This is a genomic window from Rhodococcus sp. 15-649-2-2 (assembly GCF_002258645.1).
Classification (GTDB): Bacteria; Actinomycetota; Actinomycetes; order Mycobacteriales; family Mycobacteriaceae; genus Rhodococcoides.
Genome location: NZ_NPFM01000016.1, coordinates 163,288 through 186,728 on the forward strand (window position 1 = coordinate 163,288; position 23,441 = coordinate 186,728).

At 65.0% G+C, this 23,441-nt stretch carries 19 protein-coding genes and 3 tRNA genes; 12 read left to right on the top strand and 10 right to left on the bottom strand.

What is annotated here, in order from left to right:
* Positions 1 to 46: 46 nt before the first annotated feature.
* The 7 genes from gyrA to CH305_RS08485 all read left to right on the top strand — a co-directional run bounded on the left by gyrA (position 47) and on the right by CH305_RS08485 (position 8,755).
* Positions 47 to 2,590: a DNA gyrase subunit A gene (gene gyrA, locus CH305_RS08455; RefSeq protein WP_037152149.1), complete on the top strand. Its 2,544-nt coding sequence runs from the start codon at positions 47 to 49 to the stop codon at positions 2,588 to 2,590.
* Entirely contained in the window at positions 2,591 to 3,973 is a 1,383-nt protein-coding gene (locus tag CH305_RS29430; protein ID WP_256983612.1) for a DUF3566 domain-containing protein, read from the top strand.
* 109 nt (positions 3,974 to 4,082) lie between these two features.
* A tRNA-Ile gene (locus tag CH305_RS08465) sits at positions 4,083 to 4,156 on the top strand.
* 190 nt (positions 4,157 to 4,346) lie between these two features.
* A tRNA-Ala gene (locus CH305_RS08470) sits at positions 4,347 to 4,419 on the top strand.
* A 412-nt stretch (positions 4,420 to 4,831) separates the two neighbouring features.
* Positions 4,832 to 5,782: an acyl-ACP desaturase gene (locus tag CH305_RS08475; RefSeq protein WP_032379456.1), complete on the top strand. Its 951-nt coding sequence runs from the start codon at positions 4,832 to 4,834 to the stop codon at positions 5,780 to 5,782.
* A gap of 205 nt (positions 5,783 to 5,987) precedes the next feature.
* Positions 5,988 to 6,986, top strand: coding sequence for a diguanylate cyclase (locus CH305_RS08480; protein WP_230592326.1), 999 nt, complete (start codon positions 5,988 to 5,990; stop codon positions 6,984 to 6,986).
* Between the two features lie 137 nt (positions 6,987 to 7,123).
* Positions 7,124 to 8,755, top strand: a complete 1,632-nt coding sequence (locus CH305_RS08485) for an alpha/beta hydrolase (protein WP_094703377.1) — start codon at positions 7,124 to 7,126, stop codon at positions 8,753 to 8,755.
* On the opposite strand, the gene CH305_RS08490 is transcribed toward CH305_RS08485, so the two are convergent.
* Positions 8,750 to 9,130, bottom strand: coding sequence for a hypothetical protein (locus CH305_RS08490; protein ID WP_052058541.1), 381 nt, complete (start codon positions 9,128 to 9,130; stop codon positions 8,750 to 8,752). The two genes, CH305_RS08485 and CH305_RS08490, sit on opposite strands and share 6 nt — an antisense overlap.
* A gap of 82 nt (positions 9,131 to 9,212) precedes the next feature.
* On the opposite strand from CH305_RS08490, the gene CH305_RS08495 reads away from it, so the two are divergent.
* A complete protein-coding gene (locus CH305_RS08495) occupies positions 9,213 to 9,749 on the top strand; it encodes a peptidylprolyl isomerase (protein ID WP_094616207.1) in 537 nt (178 codons plus the stop codon).
* Between the two features lie 24 nt (positions 9,750 to 9,773).
* Entirely contained in the window at positions 9,774 to 10,703 is a 930-nt protein-coding gene (locus tag CH305_RS08500) for a rhomboid family intramembrane serine protease (RefSeq protein ID WP_094703378.1), read from the top strand.
* 97 nt (positions 10,704 to 10,800) lie between these two features.
* On the opposite strand, the gene CH305_RS08505 is transcribed toward CH305_RS08500, so the two are convergent.
* Entirely contained in the window at positions 10,801 to 11,286 is a 486-nt protein-coding gene (locus CH305_RS08505) for a PH domain-containing protein (RefSeq protein ID WP_052077388.1), read from the bottom strand.
* Between the two features lie 36 nt (positions 11,287 to 11,322).
* Positions 11,323 to 11,586, bottom strand: a complete 264-nt coding sequence (crgA, locus tag CH305_RS08510; RefSeq protein ID WP_032378768.1) for a cell division protein CrgA — start codon at positions 11,584 to 11,586, stop codon at positions 11,323 to 11,325.
* 202 nt (positions 11,587 to 11,788) lie between these two features.
* On the opposite strand from crgA, the gene CH305_RS08515 reads away from it, so the two are divergent.
* Together CH305_RS08515 and CH305_RS08520 are read left to right on the top strand one after the other, a co-directional pair.
* The gene (locus tag CH305_RS08515) at positions 11,789 to 12,532 is read left to right on the top strand and encodes a DUF881 domain-containing protein (RefSeq protein WP_094703379.1); all 744 of its coding nucleotides are present in this window, start codon (positions 11,789 to 11,791) and stop codon (positions 12,530 to 12,532) included.
* Positions 12,533 to 12,545: 13 nt separating this feature from the next.
* Positions 12,546 to 13,187, top strand: coding sequence for an aminodeoxychorismate/anthranilate synthase component II (locus tag CH305_RS08520; RefSeq protein ID WP_094703485.1), 642 nt, complete (start codon positions 12,546 to 12,548; stop codon positions 13,185 to 13,187).
* 8 nt (positions 13,188 to 13,195) lie between these two features.
* On the opposite strand, the gene pknB is transcribed toward CH305_RS08520, so the two are convergent.
* From pknB to CH305_RS08555, 7 genes are all read right to left on the bottom strand, one after another.
* Positions 13,196 to 15,133, bottom strand: coding sequence for a Stk1 family PASTA domain-containing Ser/Thr kinase (gene pknB / locus CH305_RS08525; RefSeq protein ID WP_094703380.1), 1,938 nt, complete (start codon positions 15,131 to 15,133; stop codon positions 13,196 to 13,198).
* Positions 15,130 to 16,506 carry a serine/threonine-protein kinase gene (locus CH305_RS08530; protein WP_094703381.1) on the bottom strand — a complete coding sequence of 459 codons (1,377 nt, stop codon included), beginning with the start codon at positions 16,504 to 16,506 and terminating at the stop codon, positions 15,130 to 15,132. Before CH305_RS08530 ends, pknB begins: the two co-directional genes overlap by 4 nt.
* A 6-nt stretch (positions 16,507 to 16,512) precedes the next feature.
* A complete protein-coding gene (locus CH305_RS08535) occupies positions 16,513 to 17,997 on the bottom strand; it encodes a penicillin-binding protein 2 (protein ID WP_032378772.1) in 1,485 nt (494 codons plus the stop codon).
* A complete protein-coding gene (locus CH305_RS08540; RefSeq protein WP_032378773.1) occupies positions 17,994 to 19,451 on the bottom strand; it encodes an FtsW/RodA/SpoVE family cell cycle protein in 1,458 nt (485 codons plus the stop codon). The genes CH305_RS08535 and CH305_RS08540 overlap by 4 nt, the downstream gene beginning before the upstream one ends.
* Positions 19,448 to 20,890: a PP2C family serine/threonine-protein phosphatase gene (locus CH305_RS08545; protein WP_032401652.1), complete on the bottom strand. Its 1,443-nt coding sequence runs from the start codon at positions 20,888 to 20,890 to the stop codon at positions 19,448 to 19,450. The genes CH305_RS08540 and CH305_RS08545 overlap by 4 nt, the downstream gene beginning before the upstream one ends.
* Positions 20,887 to 21,351 (bottom strand): FHA domain-containing protein, encoded by a 465-nt coding sequence (locus tag CH305_RS08550; protein WP_094703382.1) that lies wholly within the window; start codon positions 21,349 to 21,351, stop codon positions 20,887 to 20,889. The genes CH305_RS08545 and CH305_RS08550 overlap by 4 nt, the downstream gene beginning before the upstream one ends.
* 170 nt (positions 21,352 to 21,521) lie before the next feature.
* The gene (locus tag CH305_RS08555; protein WP_094703383.1) at positions 21,522 to 22,970 is read right to left on the bottom strand and encodes a DUF3662 and FHA domain-containing protein; all 1,449 of its coding nucleotides are present in this window, start codon (positions 22,968 to 22,970) and stop codon (positions 21,522 to 21,524) included.
* A gap of 207 nt (positions 22,971 to 23,177) precedes the next feature.
* On the opposite strand from CH305_RS08555, the gene CH305_RS08560 reads away from it, so the two are divergent.
* Positions 23,178 to 23,263: transfer RNA gene (locus CH305_RS08560), tRNA-Leu, on the top strand.
* Positions 23,264 to 23,441: the final 178 nt, after the last annotated feature.

Below are 23,441 nucleotides of genomic sequence, written 5' to 3' on the forward strand. Positions count from 1 at the left end.
GAGTGCTCTCGGCGCGTGAAGGTGACCGTTTCTCGAGGAGATTTGCATGTCTGACATCACCGAACCGCCGGTAGGACCCCCGCCGGGTTCGACCACCAATGCCGAGGGTGGAGACCGGATCGATCCGGTCGACATCCAGCAGGAAATGCAGCGCAGTTACATCGATTACGCGATGAGCGTCATCGTCGGCCGTGCATTGCCCGAGGTCCGCGATGGTCTCAAGCCGGTGCACCGACGCGTGCTGTACGCGATGTACGACTCGGGCTTCCGTCCCGACCGCAGTTACGTGAAATCCGCACGCCCCGTTGCCGAAACGATGGGTAACTACCACCCCCACGGCGACACCTCGATCTACGACGCGCTCGTGCGTCTGGCTCAGCCGTGGTCGATGCGCTACCCGTTGGTCGACGGCCAGGGCAACTTCGGTTCGCGCGGCAACGACGGCGCCGCCGCCATGCGATACACCGAGGCGCGCCTGACCCCGCTCGCAATGGAGATGCTGCGCGACATCGACGAGGAAACCGTCGATTTCATCCCCAACTACGACGGCAAAACCCAAGAGCCGACGGTACTTCCGTCGCGTGTCCCCAACCTGTTGATGAACGGCTCCAACGGCATCGCCGTCGGTATGGCCACCAACATCCCCCCGCACAACCTGCGTGAACTCGGCGACGCGGTGTTCTGGGCCCTCGACAACTTCGAGGCCGACGAGGAAGCGACCCTCGCGGCCTGCATGGAGCGCGTCAAGGGTCCCGACTTCCCCACCCACGGCCTCATCGTCGGCGGTCAGGGTATTCAGGATGCGTACTCGACCGGACGCGGTTCGATCCGCATGCGCGGTGTCGTCGAGATCGAGGAAGACTCCAACGGTCGCACCACGATCGTCATCACCGAGCTGCCGTATCAGGTCAATCCGGACAACCTGATCACCTCGATCGCCGAGCAGGTCCGCGACGGCAAGCTGTCCGGTATCTCGAAGATCGACGACGAGTCGTCCGATCGCGTCGGTATGCGCATCGTGGTCACGATCAAGCGCGACGCCGTCGCGAAGGTCGTGCTCAACAACCTCTACAAGCACTCGCAGCTGCAGACCAGCTTCGGTGCCAACATGCTCTCGATCGTCGACGGCGTTCCGCGCACCCTGCGTCTGGACCAGATGATCCGCTTCTACGTCACTCATCAACTCGATGTGATCGTGCGGCGCACCCGGTACCGGCTGCGCAGAGCCGAGGAACGCGCCCACATTCTGCGCGGACTCGTCAAGGCGCTCGACGCGCTCGACGAGGTCATTGCCTTGATCCGCGCGTCGCAGACGGTGGATCTCGCCAAGCAGGGCTTGATCGATCTGCTCGATATCGACGAGATCCAGGCCCAGGCCATTCTCGACATGCAGTTGCGCCGCCTGGCGGCTCTCGAGCGCCAGAAGATCATCGACGAGTTGGCCGAACTCGAGCGGACCATCGCCGACTTGCAGGACATCCTGGCCAAGCCGGAGCGTCAGCGCCAGATCGTGCGCGACGAACTTGCCGAGATCGTCGAGAAGTTCGGTGACGACCGTCGAACGCGCATCATCGCCGCCGACGGCGACGTCAACGACGAGGATCTGATCGCCCGGGAGAACGTGGTCGTCACGATCACCGAGACCGGATACGCCAAGCGCACCCGAACCGATCTGTACCGCTCGCAGAAGCGCGGCGGCAAGGGCGTGCAGGGTGCCGGCCTCAAGCAGGACGACATCGTCAGCAAGTTCTTCGTCTGCTCGACGCACGACTGGATCCTGTTCTTCACCACCAAGGGCCGCGTCTACCGGGCCAAGGCGTACGAACTGCCCGAGGCGAACCGAACGGCTCGCGGACAGCACGTTGCCAACTTGCTCGCGTTCCAGCCCGACGAGCGCATCGCGCAGGTCATCCAGATCAAGACGTACGAGGATGCTCCCTACCTGGTGCTCGCCACCAAGGGCGGTCTGGTCAAGAAGTCACGCCTGACCGATTTCGACTCCAACCGCAGCGGCGGCATCGTGGCGGTCAACCTGCGCGGCGAGGACGAGTTGGTGGGCGCAGTCCTGGCCTCTTCCGACGACGATCTGCTGCTGGTCTCGGCCCAGGGTCAGTCCATCCGGTTCTCCGCCACCGACGAGGTGCTGCGACCCATGGGCCGCGCGACGTCCGGTGTGCAGGGCATGCGATTCAACGGCGAGGACGAGCTGCTCTCGCTCAACGTCGTCAGCGAGAACAAGTTCCTGCTGGTCGCGACGTCGGGTGGCTACTCCAAGCGCACTGCGATGGAGGATTACCCGCAGCAGGGCCGCGGCGGAAAGGGAGTACTGACAATCCAGTACGACCCCAAGCGTGGCACGCTGGTGGGAGCTCTCATCGTCGACGACGAGGACGAGCTGTATGCCATCACGTCCAGTGGTGGCGTCATTCGGACTGCTGCCAAGCAGGTCCGGAAAGCCGGCCGACAGACCAAGGGCGTGCGGTTGATGAATCTCGGTGAAGGCGACACACTGCTCGCGATCGCGCGCAACGCCGACGAGATCGAACCGGATGCCGTGGGCACCGAAGACGATGCAGCGAAGGAGTCGTAAGTGAGCACTCCCAACCGGCCTGGTAGCAGGCCCGGCCCCAGCGGCGCACCGGACGGCCGCGAGGTGCCGCGGGCCGAGCAGCCCGCGCGGCCTGCGCCGCCCGAGGGAGCTCGTCCGGGCAGCCGCCCGCAGCCTGCCGCTCGTCCGGCACCCGCTGCCGGCCGCGGACCGGCTCCCCAGGGGAACTCCCGGCCGCCGGTGCGTCCGGCACAGGGTGCTCCCAACGGCCCGGCACGACCGACACAGGGCCCGCCTCCGCAGCGGCCGCCTGCACCTCAGGGACCTGCTCCTCAAGGACCCCCTGCACCTCAGGGACCGCCGCCGCAGACTCCGCCGGGAGCGGCACAGCAGGGCCCCCCGTCGGCTCGGCCGGTTCAGCCCGGTTCCGGCCAGCCCACTGCGGATCGACCGGCAAACGGTCAGCCCCCACAGCGACAGGCACCGCCGGCAGGACCGCCGTCTCGTCCGGCTCCGCCGCGGGGCCCGGCACCCACCGAGGTGTCGCAGGCACCGGAGGGGTCGGCCGAGGGCGGCGGTGACGCGACTCGCGCCAATCGATCGGTTTCCCCGGCTGCACGCGAGCAAGACCACTCCGCACCGGCCGCCACCCAGGCAATGCCTGCTCAGCCGGTCGAGGGTCCGCAGGGTGGGTCGGGAACGCCGCCGTGGCAGCGTGGTGCCGGTCAGCGTCCGCCGCAGCAGGGCACGGAGGACCGTCAGCAGCCGCAGAACCAGCCGCAGACCAATCTCTCCGGTCGAGGCGCCGCCCTTCCACCGAATGCTGAATTCGACCGGTCTGCCCGCACGACGGCCGAGCCCGTTCAGCGTGAGTCCACCGAGGACAAGACCGAACGGCGCGAGGCCGCTCGGTCGAAGGCAGCGGTGATCGACGGGCCGACCCGTCATATCGAACGCAAGGATCTGGCAAAGGACATGCCCGATCTGTCCGCCGTCCGGCATCCCGAGCAGAGCCAGGCCGACCGCGCCGCGCCCGCCGCCATCACGGCAGTGCCCAGCGCGGACGGCAATCCTTTGCGCGCAACCATTCAGATCCGCAAGATCGATCCGTGGTCGACGCTCAAGATTGCGCTCGTCATCGCGGTGTCACTGTTCTTCGTCTGGATGGTGGCCGTCGGCCTGCTGTACGCCGTGCTGGACGGTATGGGCGTATGGGACCGGCTCAACAGTGCGTTCACCGAGATCGTCAACGAATCCGGTGACGGTGGACTCGTCAGCGCCGGACAGGTGTTCGGCTACGCAGCGGTGATCGGTGTGATCAATGTCGTACTCTTCACCGCTCTCACCACAATTGGCGCATTCATCTACAACCTGTCGTCGGACCTGGTCGGTGGCGTCGAGGTGACGCTGGCAGACCGCGACTGACCTGCACAACGAGTAGCCGTATCGGGCCGTTTTGGAAGACAGCGGCCCGATACGGTAATCTCATCCCTCGGTTCGAGGAGAGGAATTCTTCGGCCGAAAGCAGTGATGAGGGCCTATAGCTCAGGCGGTTAGAGCGCTTCCCTGATAAGGAAGAGGTCGGAGGTTCAAGTCCTCCTAGGCCCACACCGAACGAACGAAAAGAGGCAGGACGTGAAAATCCTTCTTCTCGTCGCATCGGTGGTGATCGCAGTGCTGACAGTATCGAAGGTGCGCTCGACGCGCAGCTCGGACGGTGTCTGGCACAGTATCTCCACCGGGTGACAATCGCTCGGATCGAACGTGTAATGTTCGTGCACGTTCAACCGCAACACTCGGGGCCTTAGCTCAGTTGGTAGAGCGCTGCCTTTGCAAGGCAGATGTCAGGAGTTCGAATCTCCTAGGCTCCACAACAAAAGGACGTCCACTTCGTGGGCGTCCTTTTTCGTGTTCGCACCCGCACTGGCGGCCCAAGTCCACTCGATGTGCCATTGACCCCCGAAAAGGCCACCACATGTGACATCGAGTGCCGAGGAAGCCCGGGGATCCGAGGCGGGCCGATCGCGAGGGTTGTGACCGCACCCAAGGGTGCTCGTCGCCGGCGCCCACATGTCCAGACCCTCGACTGTTTTGTTTCGCATTCGGAGCGTGGTCCCTAGCGTTGTCGGTGTGCAAGAACGTCGGTCCCACGACCGGCGTGAACGGTCGCGACGGCGCACCGCAGGGGGGTGTGCCGTCGCTGCTGTCCTGGCGGACATTGTTCGCCCCTGTCTCGAATCGATTGTCGGTTCGGGCACCTCGATGTTCGAAGGAGCCCCGCAGATGACACGTGTTCTCGATCATGAAGAGCTGTTGACCGAACTCGACGGCACCCTGGAAGCCAATTTGAATCGCCATCTGTCGATGGCGAAGGAATGGCATCCGCATGACTACGTTCCGTGGGATCTGGGCCGGAATTTCGCGGCGATGGGTGGGGAGGACTGGTCGCTCGAGCAGTCGTCGTTGTCGGAACTGGCCCGCACGGCGATGATCACCAATCTGCTCACCGAGGACAATCTGCCGTCGTATCACCGGGGATTGGCAGACAATTTTTCGTTGGACGGTGCCTGGGGCACGTGGGTGGGGCGTTGGACCGCAGAAGAGAATCGCCACGGGATCGTCATGCGCGATTATTTGGTGGTGACGCGTGCAGTCGACCCGGTGGAGTTGGAGCGGGCTCGGATGCACCACATGACTGTTGGCGTGGATGCGCCGATGGACGGGGCAAACTTCCTGCATTCGGTTGCATATGTGACGTTCCAGGAGTTGGCGACTCGGGTGTCGCATCGTAATACGGGGTTGGCGTGTGGTGATCCGGTGGCGGATCGAATGTTGGCTCGAGTTGCTGCGGACGAGAATCTGCACATGATCTTCTATCGGAACCTCGGTGAGGCGTCGTTGGATCTCGTTCCCGATCAGATGGTTCGCGCCATCGCCGATGTCGCAACGGACTTCCAGATGCCCGGCCTGAACATGCCGAATTTCCGCAAGAACGCCATGATTCTGGCCAAGAATGGAATCTACGATCTTCGGCAGCATCTGGACGAAGTCCTGATGCCGGTGCTCCGCAAGTGGAAGATCTTCGAGCGCAACGATTTCACCGGTGAGGGCGAGCGGGATCGCGATCGGCTGGCTGCATTCGTCGAGGACTTGGAGTCCAAGGCGACCAAGTTCGAGGAGTCGAGGGATCGACTGCTCGCCAGGGAGGCTGCGCGCGCCGAGAAGGCGTCCTGACCTGCTGCGTCTTCCCCGCGCAGAGTCGTGGTCGCGCCTCGAAGGTGTTAGAGTCCGGGCATCGTTGGGTCATGTGAGGCGATGGCCGTAGTGCGTGGGGAGGGCCGATGGTGCCTGGGGGGTATCAGGTGAGTGGTGTGGTCCGGTTCGGTGTGCGTTGCCGCGAGCACGAGCAGGCATTGCCCGACGCAACCGGCACCGACTGGTGAGCAGGCCGAGGTTCGACGAGTCCGGCCGCATGCTCGCGGTTTTCGCGGCTGTGACAACCGTCCTCTACGCCGCGAGCGCCGTCGCCTCGTGGTCCAATCTGTCCGGTCCCCAGCAGGTTCTGGCGGCGCTGGCCATGCTGATGGGCCCATTGGCGATCGTGGTTCTGGTGCGGGCGGGTGTGCCGAGCCCCAAACGAGCGGTGGGTTGTGCGACAGCGCTGTCGGTGGTGGGACTCGCGTGTGCGCTGGGTAGCAGCGACACCATGCCTGCCTTCTTGATCTGTGTGCAGGCCGCGATGTTCCTCGGAATGCACATCGGCGCCTTCTGGTCCGAGCGAAACGCCGGCATCTGGGTTGCGGTACTTGCTGTTTCAGCAGTGATCGGTGCCGCGATCGCGCCGTACGGAACACCGTTCATCTCCTACATTCTCGTCGCTCTCGGAATTGTCGGTGCCACCGAGGTGTTCGGTGTCTTCGCACGCCGGATGCGGTATTTCTCGACCCACGACGCATTGACCGGACTTCTCAACCGCTTCGGTTTCGAGTCCAAGATCGAGAAGATGCTTCCGGCCTGCGCTGCCCGCGGACTCTCGGTCAGCCTGGCGGTGCTCGATCTCGACAATTTCAAGGAGATCAACGACGAGTACGGCCACATTGCGGGTGACGTACTCCTGACTCGGGTCTCGAAAGCGTGGAAGGGGCAGCTGACCAAACGAGATGTTCTCGGTCGCCTCGGTGGAGACGAGTTCGTGCTGTTCATGCCCGGGGTTCTCGAGAAAGAAGCCTTGCAGATCATCGATCGGTTGCGCCGTGCCCATCGGGCCGAGTGGAGCGTCGGCCTGGCGTGCATGCCCGCCGGTCGTCGTTGGGGTGAGATCTATCGGGCAGCCGACGCAGATCTTTACCGGGCCAAGCGGAGCAGGCCGCCTCGGACCAGTCGTCCGACCGACCCGGGAGACGGCTTCAGCGGACCGGTTCACAGAATCGCGCGGTGACGTGCACAGGACGCTTGCGTTGATCCTCAGCTTGCGTTGATCCCCAGATTTTATCCACAGGCTGGGGATAGATTTCACGGCCGGGCTCGTCTGTCGCGTTGACTCGTCGGATACGACGACGCTGCGGGGGATTCACGATGGTCACACTCGACGAGTTCAGATCGTGGAACAGCCGTGAGTTGATCACCGCCTCCGACGGTCTGATGCGGCAGTGGCGCGAACTGGTCGTCGTACATGGTGCGTCCGCGGACGCCGTGCTCGGCGACGACTGGGTCGGTGCGGCCGCCGATGCTGCCCGAGAGGCGATGAGAGGCGTCCGATCCGATGTACGCGGTTCCTCCGACGAGCTGCTCCGGATCGCGAGCTGCGTCGCCGACGCCTCGATCGACATGGCGAGCCTGATCGCAGCTCTGCACACAGTGGAGCAGGAGGCGGGCGAATCTCGGTTCGGAATCCACTCCGACGGTTCGGTGACCGACACGGTCGAGTCGTACTCGGTTGCGCTCTCGGACCTGTGGTCGACGACGCGGGATCGTCGGCGCCTCCGAGAGGAGTTGGCGGCGCGAGTCTCTCAGTTGATCCGCACGGCAACGATTTTCGACGAGACCCTTGCTCGACGCCTCGCCGGGGGAACCCCGGAGATACAGGTCGCGACCGCAGTTGCGGCCTCGGTGACCCCGGGCGCAACTCCGGCTGCCAATTCTGCGTTCTGGAGCGCGCTCTCGCCTGCTGCGCGAACCAGGTTGATGGTGGAGCAGCCCGCGCTGATCGGCAGTCTCGACGGTCTGCCGGGGCGGGTGCGAGACAGTGCCAATCGGCGGGTTCTGGCCGCTGAGCGTGTTCGCCTCCTCGCTGTCGAGGCCGAGTTACGGAAGGAGTTGGACGACAACATGTTCGGAGGAATCTTCAGCGACGCAGATGCGGGGCTGGAACAGACGCGCAAGCGACTTCGGTCGCTCGATGCGATCGAATCTGTCCTTGCGCAGGGAGATCGGCAGCTTCTGGTGTTGGACAACTCCTCGTACGAGGAGACCACAGCGGCTGTTGCGGTGGGTGATGTCGACACAGCCACGCATGTGGCCGTGTTCGTACCCGGTCTCGGTTCGACCGTGCACGGAGACATCGAGAGCTACGACGGCGATATGGAAGGATTGCAATCGACTGTGCAGCAACTATTTACAGGAGATCAGGCTGAGAGTGCGGCGGTCGTGACGTGGATGGACTACCAGGCCCCCCAACTCGGCTGGGGACTGCTCGATCCTGACCGAACCGTGATGTCCCCGCTGGCAGCGGAAGCGGGGGCAGATCGGCTCGGTCCATTTCTGGACGGACTCGACGCAGCTCGTGCGAGCGATCCGCACCTGTCGGTGCTGGCCCACTCGTACGGATCGCTCACCGCGGCGTCGGCGCTTCGAGCCGACACCGGGGTCGACGACTTCGTGGCGCTCGGGTCCCCAGGACTGGGCACGCACACGGTCTCGGATCTTCGGCTACCCGACGGACACGTGTTCTCCGCCGAAGCCGGTGGCGATATAGTCGCCGACCTCGGTGCCTTCGGCCCAGACCCAGGCGCGATGGACGGGGTCACGCTGCTCTCGACCGATCACTCCGACGGCCGCAGCGGATCGATCGGTCACAGCGACTACTTTGCCGAGGGATCGACCAGTCGTCACAACGCCGCGCTTGTCGTGGCCGACCGCAGCGAGGACGCCGTGGTCAGAACCAGGCCGGCATTGTTCGACCTGCTGCAAAAGATTCTGTATCTATGACGAGCCCTCGTCGTAGTCGGCCAGGCTCGGCGGAACGTCGGCGGGCGGAGGTACCTCGTTTCGGCGACGGCCGAGGTAGAACACGACACCACCGATGACGGCAGCGGCAACCCCGAACACCAGAACGCGACGCTTGTTTCCCGACTTCGGGTCGACCGTCAGAGCCGTCCTGGTGAGGTTGGCTTCGGCGATCCGTTCCGCAGTCGCGACGCGACGCTGTGCAGCCTGTTTGCGTGCCAGACCGTAGCCGCGCTTGGCGAGCAGCAGACCCACTCCGGCAGGGCCCTTGCTCACGGCGGAAGCGGCACCGAGCAGCGCCGATGCCGCCGTGCCGGTGGAGGAGTGAACCTGCTCGGTTTTCGTAGTGCTCGTCATACCCTCACTGTTCCACAACAGCACCCCGATCGACCCTCCCGATACACCACCTGTGAACTACCCGAACGCCCGAGATGGCACGATGGTGGGCGTGACTTCACCAAACAAGACCCAAACGGCAACGCTGCACACCAACCGCGGCGACATCGTCATCGAACTGTTCGGCAATCACGCCCCCAAGACCGTCGCGAACTTCGTCGGTCTCGCGGACGGGTCGAAGGAATACACGACGCAGAACGCGTCGGGTGCCAAGACCGGACCGTTCTACGACGGCGCAGTCTTCCACCGCGTCATCGACGGTTTCATGATCCAGGGCGGCGACCCGACCGGCACCGGCTCCGGTGGACCGGGCTACAAGTTCGAGGACGAGTTCCACCCCGAGCTCTCGTTCGATCGCCCGTACCTGCTGGCCATGGCGAACGCAGGCCCCGGCACCAACGGCTCGCAGTTCTTCATCACCACCGGCAAGACCCCGCACCTCAACCGCAAGCACTCCATCTTCGGTGAGGTCACCGACGAGGCGTCCAAGAAGGTCGTCGACGCGATCTCGAGCACCCAGGTCGGCCGCGGCGATCGTCCGGTCGACGAGGTCGTCATCAACAGCGTCACGATTGCCTGATCTAGTTCCACAGAAAGATTCACGATGACGAACCCCGGCTGGGGTGGCCCGTACGGCGACCAACCCAACTCACCCCAGTCGGTGTGCGTCCGACATCCCGACCGCCCCACGGGCCTGGCGTGCTCGCGCTGTGGTCGCCCGGCGTGCCCGCAGTGCTTGCAGGCCGCCGCTGTAGGCCAGCATTGCGTGGATTGTGTGCGGGAGGGCAACAAGAACGTCCGTACTGCGCAGACGGTCGCCGGAGCGCCGGTCACGCGATCTGCCAAGACCCCGTTGACCTACGCGTTGATCGCGATCAACGTCGTGGTCTTCGGCATCACCGCCGCTCAGTCCGGCAATGTCACCAGCAACTTCACCGGCTCTGCTCTGGCTCAGGCGTGGTCTCTGAACAGTTTGCTCGTGGCGAACGGTGATGTATTTCGCCTCATCGGCAGTGGATTCGTGCACATCGGGCCGATTCATCTGCTGGTCAACATGTTCGCGCTCTATCTCATCGGTCGCGACGTCGAACTGGTCCTGGGCCGCAGCAGGTATCTCGCCGTCTATCTCCTGTCGTTGCTCGGCGGTAGCGCGTCGGTCATGGTGTTCGAGAACCCGCTGTCTCTCACCGCCGGCGCTTCTGGTGCGGTGTTCGGGCTCCTGGGTGCCCAGGCCGTCATCCTGCTCAGGCTTAAGCGAAGCCCGGCGCCGGTTCTGATCGTCATCGCACTCAACATCTTCATCAGCATCTCGATCCCCAGCATCTCGCTGTGGGGTCATATGGGCGGACTCGTCGCCGGTGCCGCCGCCACCGCCGGTTTGGTGTTTCTCCCCAACCGTCGCCGCGGACCGGAGAGTGGACGTACATCGGCCGGTGTGTCCATGGCCTGGATCTCGGTGATCGCTGTCGCTCTGGTGACCCTCGGCGTCATCGCGGTGCGAATGCTCGACCTCCGCGCGCAGATGGGCATCTGACCGCCCGCCCTGTGCCGACCCGAGTCCACTCGATGTGCCATTGACCCCCGAAAAGGCCACTGAACGTCACATCGAGTACCCCCGGGCCGCTCGGCGATCAGGAGTTCGGTGGCACCAAGCCGCGTGTGTTCAGCGCGTCGAACACATCCCGTGGGTCGGTGCCGAGGTCCCATCTGCCGAAGATGATCAGTCGGTCGTCGTCCTCGCCGGGTGGGCGGATGTCGAGTTCGAGCATCGGGACGCGTCGGCCGAGTCGTGGGTAGCGCACTATTTTGACGCGCACGATGTCGGCGCGGGAGTACGTGCGTATGCCGCCGAGGCGTTTCATCGTCAATGATCCGTCGCGCGTGATGGCCAGACGGGGACGCTGTGCGGCGGCGAGTGCCGCGATCACCCACATTCCGACGGCTGCCAGTCCGACGAGGAACGTTCCCGCGGCGTCGGTGGAGGACAACACGGCACCGATTCCGAGGGCAAAACCGCCCACGACCAGTGCTGCGATGGCGACGACGGGTGTTGCCCAGCGCTCTTCGTACACACCCTGTGGATCGTTCGAGAAGTTATCCACAGGGTTTATCCACATTGGGGATGAATGACATCGGTGTAACTCGCTCGACTGTCAGCGCCACCGCATGGTCATGACGAGCCCGACGACCATGAAGCCGAAGCCGATCAGGAAGTTGTAGGCGCCGAGGTTTCCGATGAATGCGATGTCGTCCGCAGCGAGGTAGTAGACAATCAGCCACAGCAGGCCGACCAGCATGAATCCCAGCATCAGGACCACGTACCAGACCGGAGACGGTCCGGCGTTGACCTTCACCGGCGTGCGGTTCGCCGGGTTGATCGTGTAGTCGTTCTTCTTCCGTACCTTCGACTTCGGCATTGCTTCCTCTTCGCGTTCTTGACGGCTGTCGGTCCTTCGACCGACCTGTGGACAACTGACGACGGGAACCTGTGGATCGACGGGTGTCGCGCATCCCCAGGCTATTGTCTCCTCGAGGACCGTGACAGTGATCGACCCGGTTGCTGTACACGCTAACCCAGGTGAGCCCAGCACCGACCCACCGGACAAATTGCGAGCACCCGTGACACGACGATCGACCCGCGCCGACACCCGCTGGTGGGTTCTCGCCGTCGCGGTGTGTGCAGTCGTCGGTCTGCTGCTCGGTACCACCAGACATATCTCGGACGGCACCGAACTGCGCAGCGGGGACACCATCCGTCTGGCCGATCTCGTCGACGCGGCTCGTGGCAGCAGCGAGGATGCCCAACGCAGCAGGGACGCGCTCGAGCAACAGGTCGACACGATCCAGCAGCGCACCGCCTCCGGCGACACCGACGTCGCCGACGCGTTGGCCCGCATCGATTCCCTCGCCGACGCGGCAGGACGCGAGGCCGCGTCCGGTGCCGGACTGACCGTGACGATGGCTGACGCGTCCCGGGGCCCCGACGGCGCGTATGCATCCGACGCCTCGCCCAACGATCTGGTGGTCCATCAGGTCGACGTGCAGAGCGTGCTCAACGCATTGTGGGCCGGCGGTGCCTCGGCGATCGCGATGCAGGATCAGCGGCTGGTGGCCTCGTCCGCTCCGCGCTGCATCGGCAACACCTTGTTGCTCGGCGGCCGGACGTACAGTCCGCCGTACGTGATGACCGCGATCGGCGACCAGGACCGGCTGCGCGCAGCGTTGAAGAACGAGCCCGGCGTGCGGTTGTACGAGCAATACGCGCTGCGCTACGGCCTGCGCTACGACGTCGAGACCTCCGCGGACGTCTCGGTGCCCGCATACACCGAATCGGTGCGCATGCGGTATGCGCAGCCACGCTGAGTACGCTGTCGACATGCGCATTCTCGTCGTCGACAACTACGACAGCTTCGTCTTCAACCTCGTCCAGTACCTGGGCCAGCTGAACGTCGATGTCGAGGTCTGGCGCAACGACGACGAACGGCTCACCGATCGCGATGCGGTCGCGGCCCAGTTCGACGGAATTCTGCTCAGCCCCGGGCCGGGTACGCCGCAGCGCGCCGGTGCCACGATGGATCTGGTGTCGGCCGCCGCCCGCGCGAAGACGCCGCTGCTGGGAGTCTGTCTCGGACACCAGGCCATCGGAGCCGTGTTCGGTGCGACCGTCGAGAAGGCCCCGGAACTCCTGCACGGAAAAACGAGTCTCGTGCATCACTCGGGCGTCGGAGTGCTCGAAGGGATGAACGATCCCTTCACCGCCACTCGGTACCACTCACTGACCGTCCGTGCAGACACCATTCCGGCGGAACTCGAGGTCATCGGTCGCACCGAATCGGGTCTCGTGATGGCCATGCGGCACACCGAGCTGCCGATTCACGGGGTTCAGTTCCACCCGGAATCCATCCTCACCGAGGGCGGGCACCGCATGCTGGCGAACTGGCTCGCCGTCTGCGGCATGCCCACCGACTCCGGCCTCGTCGCCAAGCTCGAAGCTCAGGTGGCCGAAGCCTTCGCCTGAGTTACCGACTAGCCGGTGGGAATCCCCAGCGCGCCAATACTTACGGAGAGGGTGTCGGTCTTGCTGATCTCCGAGCCTGCGGGCTGAGTCTGATTGACGATTCGCCCCACCATCAATGGGTCCAGCGTCGACTGCCGCGACGTCGACAGGTTCGACGCGGTCCCGGTCCATCCCGCGGATTCCAGTGCCGTCAGGGCCTGAGCTTCGGTGAGTCCGGACAGGTCCGGCATCGGGATCTTGTCACCGTTGGAGACCCGCAGCGTGACGACGGTGTTCTCGGCGACGTTGGTTCCTCCGGCGGGATCGGTCGACACGACCTGACCCACCGGCTGTGAGGAATCGATGTTCTGGACCTGCACGCGGAGGCCGGCACCCTCGACGTTCGGCTGTGCGACGTCGACGAGCTGGCCGACGACGTTGGGCATGCGTACCTGCGCCGGTCCGGATCCCAGGGTGATGCGCACCTGTGAGTTGGCGTTCATGCTCACGCCCGACGACGGATTCTGCTCGACGACCTTGTCCAGGTTCTCCGGCGTCGACGGTGCACGGGCGATCGTGGGATCGAGTTCGAGTCCCACCTCGTTCAACGCGTCGGACGCCTGCTGTTGCGTTCGACCGGTCAGTCGCGGAACCTGCACTTGCTGAGGTCCGGAGGACACGTCGAGCGAGATGGCTCCGGGTGACTCGGTCTGCGACCCGGCCGCCGGATTGGTACCGATCGCAGATCCTTCCGGCACCGACGCATCGGGCTTTTCCTGGATCGTGACCCGGAGTCCGACGTCTTCGAGCTGGCGTTGGGCTTCGTCCGCGGCCAGTCCGACGACGGTCGGCACCGTGACGGTCTTGGGGTCCGCACCGGGTCCGAGCGACCACAGGAAGGCACCGACGATGGCGACGACGATCACGGCCGCGACCGAGACGAGCCCGATCTTCAAGCCGCGTCGGCTCTGGCGCTCGTCATCGGGTCCGGCGTGCCGCGAGGGGCGAGATGCTTCGGCGGCCGCAGCGGGCTTGTCCCGTCCGGAGAAGTCGGCCTGACGGGAGTCGACCGAACCCAGAATCGTGGTGCGGTCCTCGTCGTTCATGACCATCGGCGCGCTCGGCCGTTGACCGCCGAGAACGCGAACCAGATCGGTACGCATCTCGGCAGCGCTCTGGTAGCGGTTGGCCGGGTTCTTGGCCATCGCCTTGAGAATGATCGAGTCGAGTTCGCGCGGCACAGTGTCGTTGACGAGCGAAGGTAGCTGGGGATCCTCGCGCACGTGCTGGTAGGCGACGGCGACCGGTGAGTCTCCCTTGAACGGCGGTTCGCCGGTGAGGATCTCGAAGAGGACACAGCCGAGCGAGTAGACGTCCGATCGAGCGTCGACCTGTTCGCCGCGCGCCTGTTCGGGAGAGAGGTACTGCGCGGTTCCGATCACGGCGGCGGTCTGGGTCATCGGCGACGAGGAATCGGCGATGGCGCGCGCGATGCCGAAGTCCATCACCTTCACAGCGCCGGCGTTGTTGATCATGATGTTCGCGGGCTTGACGTCGCGGTGCACGATGCCGTTGCGGTGGCTGAAATCGAGCGCGGCACAGACGTCGGCGATGACCTCCATGGCCCGGCGCGGCGGCATGGGTCCTTCGGCGCGGACGATATCGCGCAGGGTGTCGCCGTCGACGTATTCCATGACGATGAACGGGAGCGGACCGGCTTCGGTCTCCGCTTCACCGGTGTCGTACACGGCGACGATGGCGGGGTGATTCAAGGCAGCAGCGTTCTGGGCCTCGCGTCGGAACCTCAGGTAGAACGTGGGGTCGCGGGCGAGATCGGCGCGCAGGACCTTGATGGCGACGTCACGGTCGAGTCGGGTGTCCCTGGCCAGATGGACCTCGGACATACCGCCGAAACCGAGTATCTCGCCCAGCTCGTAGCGAGAGGAGAGCGTACGGGGAGTCGTCATCGTTGTCCTTGTGGCTCTTGCTGAAACGGATTCTCGAATAGCGGCCGGGGGGTAGTGGTCGTCGTCTGCGTCGGCTCCTCCGACGTCGTGGTGGGGCTCGTCGTCGTGGTGGTGGGTTCGGTGGTCGTGGTGGTTGTTGTAGTGGTCGTCTCTTCGGTGGTCGTTTCCTCGGTAGTGGTCGTCGTGGGCTCGGTGGTCGTCCGAGTGGTCGTGACCGGCTGCGTGGTGGTGGTCGGCGGCACGAACGGCGTCTGCGTGTCGTCCCGGCCCCCGGTCAGCAGTACGTAACCGCCGATGAGGATGCCGAGCAACAGCAGGGCGCCGCCACCCCAGGCGAGTGCCTTCTGCGCCGAGGACATTCCGGTGGGCTCGGGCACAGCTGCAGCAGCCGTTCCGGTGGCCGGTCCGCGGTACTCGCGTTGGGACGTCGGCATCATCTGGGTGCTCGACGGCGGAGGCGGCTGCGGACTCGGCACGACGCCGGGCATCATCACCCGGCCGGTGCCCGAGCCGCGGGAGTTCCCGGGTGCAGGGGGTCGGCGACCCGCACGGACCGCGGCGACCGCGTCGGCGAATTCGCCGCCGTTGGCATAGCGCGTGGCCGGGTCCTTGACCATCGTGATCTCGATGAGTTCGCGCACGGCAGGCGGCAGGTCGACCGGCATCGGTGCCGGCTGTTCACGGACGTGCTTCATCGCGACGGTGAGGGCACCGTCTCCGACGAACGGCCTCGTGCCTGCGAGCACTTCGTATCCGACGACGCCGAGCGAGTAGACGTCGGAGGCCGAGGTGGCCTCCTCGCCGAGTGCCTGCTCGGGCGCGATGTACTGCGCGGTGCCCATCACCATGCCGGTCTTGGTCACCGGGGACGCGTCGACGGCCTTGGCGATGCCGAAGTCGGTGATCTTGACCTGCCCGGTGGGGGTGATCAGGATGTTGCCGGGCTTGACGTCACGGTGCACGACGCCTGCCGTGTGTGCGATCTGCAGAGCGCGGCCGGTCTGCTCGAGCATGTCCAGGGCATGGCCGAGTGGCAACCTGGACATACGGCCCAGCACTGCGTTCAGCGGCTCACCGTTGACCAGTTCCATCACGAGGTAGGCCAGTGATTCGCCTGCGCCGTCACGAGTCTCGCCGTAATCGTAGACCCCGGCGATCCCCGGGTAGTTCAGCTGCGCTGTGGTGCGAGCCTCGAACCTGAAGCGCTGCAAGAACTCCGGGTCCTCGGAGAACTCGGCCTTGAGTACCTTGACCGCCACTCGGCGATCGAGACGATTGTCCATCGCCTCCCACACCTGCCCCATACCGCCGGTGGCGATGAGGCGCAGTAGTCGATAGCGCTGGGCGATTACGGCTCCGTTGCTCAATGGCACCTTATGTCACCTCCCCTGCAATGCGGCTGCGATGACGGCGCGCCCGATGGGTGCGGCCACGGATCCACCGGTTGCAGCCAGGGCTCGGTCTCCGCCGTCTTCCACGATGACTGCGATGGCGACCTTCGGATCGTTCGCGGGCGCGAATCCGATGTACCAGGCATGGGGTGGGGTGTTGCGTGGATCGGAACCATGTTCTGCGGTACCGGTTTTCGAGGCGATCTGGACTCCGGGGATCTTTCCCTCGCCGCTGGTGTTGTTCTCGGAGCCGATCATCAGATCGGTCAGGGTCGCAGCGGTATCGGAGCTGATGGCCTCTCCCATGGACTTCGGCTGGTAGCTCGACAGGTCGGACAGGTCGGGAGATTGCAGCTGCTGCACCAGGTTCGGGGCCATCCGCACGCCGCCGTTGGCGACCGTGGCTGCGATGACGGCGTCCTGCAAGGGGGTCAGTGCAACGTCGCGCTGGCCGATGCTGGACTGGCCGAGGGCCGCGTCGTCGTCGATCGGGCCGATGGTGCTGTCGGCGACGGGGAGCGGAATGGAGGTGTCCTCTCCGATACCGAAAGCGGCCGCGGCGTCGCGCATCTTGTCCACTCCGGTGTCGATGCCGAGCTCGACGAAGGCCGTGTTGCACGAACGTGCGAACGCTTCGCGCAGGCTTGCAGTCTGGCCGCCGCCACACGTCGAACCGTTGTAGTTCTCGAGGGTCGTCGAGGTTCCCGGCAACGTGATGTTCGACGCGGCCGTGAGCTGAGTATCAGGCGTCGCGCCCGCCTCGAGTGCGGCGGCGGTGGTGATCACCTTGAAGGTGGATCCGGGGGGATAGGTCTGTGAGATCGCCCGGTTCACCATCGGCTTGTTCGGGTCGTTGCTCAGGTTCTCCCACGCCGTGGTTGTCGTGCTGCCGTCGTGGCTGGCCAACAGGTTGGGGTCGTAGCTGGGGGTGCTGGCCATGGCGAGGATGTTGCCGGTGGCGGGATCGAGTGCCACCACCGAACCGGTGTACCCCTTGGCCGTGAGCTGGTCGTATGCGACCTGTTGGACGACGGGGTCGATGGTGGTGACGACGTTGCCGCCCCGCGGATCTCGGCCGGAGATGAGGTCGAACAAACGCCCGCCGAAGAGGCGGTCGTCGGATCCGTTGAGCACGGGATCCTCGGCCCGCTCGAGGCCGTTGCTCGAGTACAGCATCGAGTAGTAGCCGGTGATCGGCGCGTTGGCCTGGGGGCTGGCCGGAGAGATCGAGTTCTGCGGGTAGGTCCGCAGGTACTTGTAGCGGTCGTCGGTCGCGACGGAGGACGCGAGAACCTGGCCGCCGGCCGAGATCTGACCGCGCTGGCGTGAGTACTCGTCGAGCAACACACGTGAGTTGCGTGGGTCGGTTCGCAGATCGTCGGCCTTGATGACCTGGAGGTAGGTGGCATTGGCGAGCAACGCGACGACCATGACCATCACGGCGATGGACACGCGGCGTAGGGGAGTGTTCATGGGCGCTTCACCATTTCGGTCGGAGCGTCCGCGATAGGTGCTGCAGGAGCGGGCTTCTTCTTGGGGGTTGCCGGCTCACGGGCCGCATCGGAGATCTTGATCAGCAATGCGAGTAGCAGGTAGTTGGCGAGAAGCGAAGATCCTCCGTAGGACAGATACGGCGTGGTGAGGCCGGTGAGCGGAATGAGCTTGGTGACGCCGCCGACGACGACGAACAGTTGGATTGCAATGGTGAACGACAAACCGGCTGCCAGCAGTTTGCCGAAACTGTCCCGGACGGCCAGCGCGGTGCGCATGCCGCGAATGATGAACAGTAGGTACAGGATCAGCACCGCGGTCAGGCCGATGAGGCCGAGCTCTTCGCCGACGGTCGCGATGATGAAGTCCGTCTTGGCGAACGGCACCTGGGACGGGCGTCCGCTTCCGAGGCCGGTGCCCGCCAATCCGCCCGTGGCGAAGCTGAACATCGACTGAACGATCTGATATCCGGTGTCGTTGTAGTCGTCGAACGGGTGCAGCCAGGTGTCGGTTCGGATCTTGACGTGGCCGAATACCTGATACGCGAACAGGAATCCGACGATCAGCAGGCCGAACCCGATGATCAACCAGCCGACGCGCTCGGTCGCGATATAGATCATCACCAGCACGGTTCCGAAGATCAGCAGCGACGTGCCGAGGTCCTTCTCGAACACCAGGACTGCGACCGAGACGACCCAGACGACCAGGATCGGACCCAGATCGCGGGCTCGCGGGAAGTCCATACCCAGTACGTGCTTGCCCGCGACGGTGAACAACTCGCGCTTGGCGACCAGCAGCGAAGCGAAGAAGATGAGCAGCAGAATTTTCGCGAACTCACCGGGCTGAATGCTGAAGCCGGGCAGCCGGATCCAGATCTTCGACCCGTTGACCTCCGAGAATGCGGACGGCAGCATCGCCGGGATTGCGAGAAGAATCAGGCCGGCGAGACCGACGGTGTAGCCGTAGCGGGCCAGGGTGCGGTAGTCGCGGAGCAGCACCAGCAACGCCACGAAACCGGCGATTGCCAATGTCGTCCACAGCACCTGCTGGTTGGCGTCGGGTGAGGGGATCGGGTTACCGAGATACTGCGCCTGCTGCTGATCGGCGAGGTCGAGTCGATGAATGAGCACCAGACCGAGGCCGTTGAGGAGTGCCACGATCGGGAGCAGTAGCGGATCGGCATGAGGCGCGAAGCGTCGGACGGCCAAGTGCGCCACCGTCATCAGCGCGAGATACGCGAGCGCGTACTTCGCCAGATCCCAGGTGATGGTCTGCTCCTGGCTGGCCTCGACCAACACCAACGAGATCGTGGTGATCAGAACCGCGGCCCCGAGCAGAAGCAACTCGACTCCGCGCCGGTTCGATTGGATCGGTGCAGGAGCGAAACCCCCGGGCGGACTCGGAAAGGACCCTCCGGCAGAGGTAGGGGAACTCATCGAGTACCGGTCCTGCAGTTCTGGCCGGGAACCTGCGGCACCGTCGGCGTCGGTACCGCGGTGGTCGTCGGCGCGGCCTCGGGAACGGGTTCCGCGGTCGGCGGCAACGGCACCCCGGGTGGCGGGATGATCGTCGTGGGGGTCGGTTCGGGGGTGGTGGTGGTGACGGCGGGCTCGGTCTCGCAGACCGGCAACAGGTCGCCCGAGGCCAGACGCTGCACCTGGCCACGCGCATCGTCGAGGGATCCCGACGGCAATCCGGCCGTGACCTGCTCGCGGGCGGCGGGCAGAAGGTCGTCGATCTCGAACGGAACGCAGTCGGCAGGCTCGGCATCGGGAGCGGTCAGTGTGACGGCTCCGTCGCCATCGAGGCATCCGGTCAGTTCCACGCTCTGCAGCGAGTACCCCAGCACCGAGCCGGGCAGGCCCCGCAGCACCGTGACCTTGCTGTTGTCGGCACCGACGTAGTAGTTGCCTCTGATGATCGAATTGGCAACGAGCGCACCGATTGCGGCGAGGACCACCAGGGTGAGGGCAATCAGCGTCCAGCGCAGCTTGTGCGACTTCTTCTCCGGGGTGACCACCGGGGTGGTGACGCGCTTGGGCGTCGAGCGAGGCGGCCGCATCGCCGCGGCGCGTCCTGCTGCGGTGTTGGGGGGAGGAGCGTCCTCCTCGTCCTCGGTGCTGGCGGCGCCACCGAGGATGGGATGGCTCTGTCCGTAGTCGAGGTCGATGACATCGGCGACGACGACGGTCACGTTGTCGGGTCCACCGCTGCGCAGTGCGAGTTCGATGAGACGATCGGCACAGGGACCGGTTTCGCCCTCGTTCATCGTGTTCTCGATGGTCTCGTCGCTGACGACATCGGACAGGCCGTCGGAGCACAGCAGGTAGCGGTCGCCTGCGCGCACCTCTCGGACGGTGAGCGTCGGCTCGATCTCGTTACCGGTGAGGGCACGCATGATCAGCGATCGCTGCGGGTGCGTGTGCGCCTGCTCGGCGGTGATGCGGCCCTCGTCGACGAGTGATTGGACGAAGGTGTCGTCGCGGGTGATCTGGGTGAGCGATCCGTCGCGCAGCATGTACGCACGTGAGTCGCCGATGTGAACGAGCCCGATTCGCTTGCCCGCGAACAGGATTGCTGTCAACGTGGTGCCCATACCGTCGAGCTCGGGCTCGTCCTCGACCTGATCGGCGATGGACGCGTTGCCTTCACGGGTGGCCGCCTCGAGCTTGCCCAGCAGATCCTCACCCGGCTCGTCGTCGTCGAGGTGGGCCAATGCGGCGATCATCAACTGGGAGGCCACTTCACCGGCAGCGTGACCGCCCATACCGTCTGCCAGTGCCAACAGTCGAGCTCCCGCGTACACGGAGTCCTCGTTGTTGGAGCGGACCAGACCGCGGTCGCTGCGGGCGGCGTAGCGGAGAACGAGGGTCACGGGCGCAACTCGATCACGGTCTTGCCGACACGAACCGGGGTTCCCAGGGGTACGCGCACTGCGGTGGTCACCTTGGCTCGGTCGAGGTAAGTCCCGTTGGTCGAGCCGAGGTCTTCGACGTACCAATCTCCGCCACGAGGTGAGAGACGGGCATGCCTGGTGGACGAATAGTCGTCTGTCAGAACGAGAGTCGAATCGTCTGCACGTCCGATGAGGACGGGCTGCGCACCGAGTGAGATGCGCGTTCCGGCGAGACCGCCCTGGGTCACCACGAGGTACTTGGCCACCTTCTGCTTGTTGAACGACGGAAGAACTTTGGAGCCACCGGTGTAGCGCGCTGGTACTCGCATGCCTGCGGCCGCGTAGATGTCACTGCGCAGGGTGCGAAGGACGGCCCAGACGAAGAACCACAGCAGAAGCAGGAAGCCCGCCCTGGTCAATTGCAGAATCAATCCCTGCACGACGATTCACCTCCTCCTTCGCGATCGGACCTGCTCCCCACACGCCCGAACGTTGCGGCGCGGCAGACATGGTTGTCTCGCAGCATCATAGGGTGAAGCCGCTCGGGTGGACGACATTCGGGTGGACGAGCACGAGAGTCGACCATCGCTCGTGCCTGGCAGCCCTTGTGTCAGACGATCCGGACCAGAATCTCGGAATGTCCGGCCCTGATGACGTCACCGTCGGCCAGCTGCCAGTCCTGAACCGGGGCGCCGTTGACGGTGGTGCCGTTGGTGGAGCCGAGGTCGGAGAGCATGGCCACTCGGCCGTCCCAGCGAATCTCGATGTGCCGCCGCGAGACACCGGTATCGGGCAGCCGGAACTGCGCGTCCTGGCCGCGGCCGATGATGTTCTGACCGTCACGGAGCTGGAAGTAACGGCCGCTGCCGTCCTCGAGCTGCAGTGTCGCTGCGAGCGCCTGAGCCTGACCGGCGTACGCGGCGGGCTGGTCGTAGCCGTACCCGTCGTTACGATCGCCCGCGCCTTGCGGGTAGCCGCGACCGTAGGCAGCCGGGGCAGGTGGGTAGTCGTATGCAGGCTGCTGGTAGCCGGGCTGCTGATACCCGGCGGCCTGGGGCTCGGCGTACTGCCCGGCCGGGTCGCTGTAGGCCTGCTCCTGGTACGGGGACTCGGAGTAGGCACCGCCGTCGGCACCGTTGTACTGGTAGCCCTGGGCGTCGTACCCCTGCGCGTTGTACCCCTGTGCGTCATAGCCTTGCGCGTTGTAGCCCTGGGCGTCGTAGCCCTGGTCCTGACCATTGGCATTGCCGTAGGCGTGCGGGTCGTAACCCTGGTCCTGGCCGCCTGCCGCGCTGTATGCCTGACCCTGCTCGGCGTACTGCTGCTCGTCGTAGCCCTGACCGTTGTACGGCTGCTGCTGGTCGTAGCGCGGATCGTAATCGGCAGGCGCGTAGGCCTGGGCGTCGTAGCCGTTCTGCTCACGCGCGGCGTAGCGGGGATCTTGGCCACCGGCGTAACCGTTGCGAGCGCGCGGATCGGGACGATGACCGTCCGCGGGGTCGCGCTGCGGGTCGTAGCCTGGGTTCTGCGTCATGTGGCCGGCTCCTGGTATCGACATCGGTGGGGCAGACGGTCGCTGCGTAGCTGAAGGGACGGGACTTCGTGCCGGCTTGGCCGATACGTTCTGCTCGGCCGACGCGCCGTGCTGCGCAGACGGGTTTCGGGCAGCAGTCGCCGATCGTCCCACATCGGGGTCGACCGAGCCACTGGCCCGAAACTGACCGGTGTGCAGAGTGGGCGACGGTTCGAAGCGAACCACCACGTCACCGTAGGTTTGCCACCCCTGATCGCGAATGTAATCGTCGAGGTGGCGGGAGAATGCCTTGACCGTGAGTTCTCGATCGCCTGCGAGCTCATCGTGGTCCGAGCTGTTGATGGTGATCACGTAGCTGTTGGGTGCCAGGTAATGGCCGCCGTCGAGGGGCCGAACCAGATCCGACGCTTCTTGTTGGAGCGCCGCTTCCACCTCGGCCGGTACGACGCCACCGCCGAACACGCGGGCGAAGACGTCGCCGACAGCGCCCTGGAGCTTGCGCTCGAAACGTTGAACGATGCCCATCGTGACCCCTCCTCTCACTGTGTTCTTCCACCGTGTGGTGCCTGCAGGTGCGCAGGGTGCGACAGCCGCGTGTCATCACGAGGTCGCGCTTCAAGCATGATATACGGTGCCGCCGACGCAGACCGCCTGCCGCCGTTCGCTCCGAACGACGCGAGGCCGCGATTTTCGAGCGCGGCAGGGTGCGTGTTAGTGTTCTCGCCGTCACCCGGGCGGGTGGCGGAATGGCAGACGCGCTGGCTTCAGGTGCCAGTGTCCTTCGGGACGTGGGGGTTCAAGTCCCCCTCCGCCCACCACACTGGCCGCAGCTGATCTCGATCGCTGCGGCCAGTTTTTTTCGATGCGGTTGCGGCCCGATCGTCTTACACGCGTGTACTTTTCGGCCGTCGCGTCCCCGCCGTCTCGGGAAGGGGCCGATACGTCGACCGATGTCGGGAAATTCGCAGGTGAGAGCCCACAATAGGCTTACCTTAT

Bases quoted from the DNA above. Each gene is read 5' to 3' on its own strand.
- CH305_RS08520 (WP_094703485.1), top strand. From the start codon at position 12,546: ATGCGCATTCTCGTCGTCGACAACTACGACAGCTTCGTCTTCAACCTC.
- CH305_RS08495 (WP_094616207.1), top strand. From the start codon at position 9,213: ATGGTGGGCGTGACTTCACCAAACAAGACCCAAACGGCAACGCTGCAC.
- crgA (WP_032378768.1), bottom strand. From the start codon at position 11,586: ATGCCGAAGTCGAAGGTACGGAAGAAGAACGACTACACGATCAACCCG.
- CH305_RS08505 (WP_052077388.1), bottom strand. From the start codon at position 11,286: ATGTGGATAAACCCTGTGGATAACTTCTCGAACGATCCACAGGGTGTG.
- CH305_RS08535 (WP_032378772.1), bottom strand. From the start codon at position 17,997: ATGAACACTCCCCTACGCCGCGTGTCCATCGCCGTGATGGTCATGGTC.
- CH305_RS08490 (WP_052058541.1), bottom strand. From the start codon at position 9,130: ATGACGAGCACTACGAAAACCGAGCAGGTTCACTCCTCCACCGGCACG.
- CH305_RS08540 (WP_032378773.1), bottom strand. From the start codon at position 19,451: ATGAGTTCCCCTACCTCTGCCGGAGGGTCCTTTCCGAGTCCGCCCGGG.
- CH305_RS08485 (WP_094703377.1), top strand. From the start codon at position 7,124: ATGGTCACACTCGACGAGTTCAGATCGTGGAACAGCCGTGAGTTGATC.
- gyrA (WP_037152149.1), top strand. From the start codon at position 47: ATGTCTGACATCACCGAACCGCCGGTAGGACCCCCGCCGGGTTCGACC.
- CH305_RS08500 (WP_094703378.1), top strand. From the start codon at position 9,774: ATGACGAACCCCGGCTGGGGTGGCCCGTACGGCGACCAACCCAACTCA.
- CH305_RS08555 (WP_094703383.1), bottom strand. From the start codon at position 22,970: ATGGGCATCGTTCAACGTTTCGAGCGCAAGCTCCAGGGCGCTGTCGGC.
- CH305_RS08475 (WP_032379456.1), top strand. From the start codon at position 4,832: ATGACACGTGTTCTCGATCATGAAGAGCTGTTGACCGAACTCGACGGC.
- pknB (WP_094703380.1), bottom strand. From the start codon at position 15,133: ATGACGACTCCCCGTACGCTCTCCTCTCGCTACGAGCTGGGCGAGATA.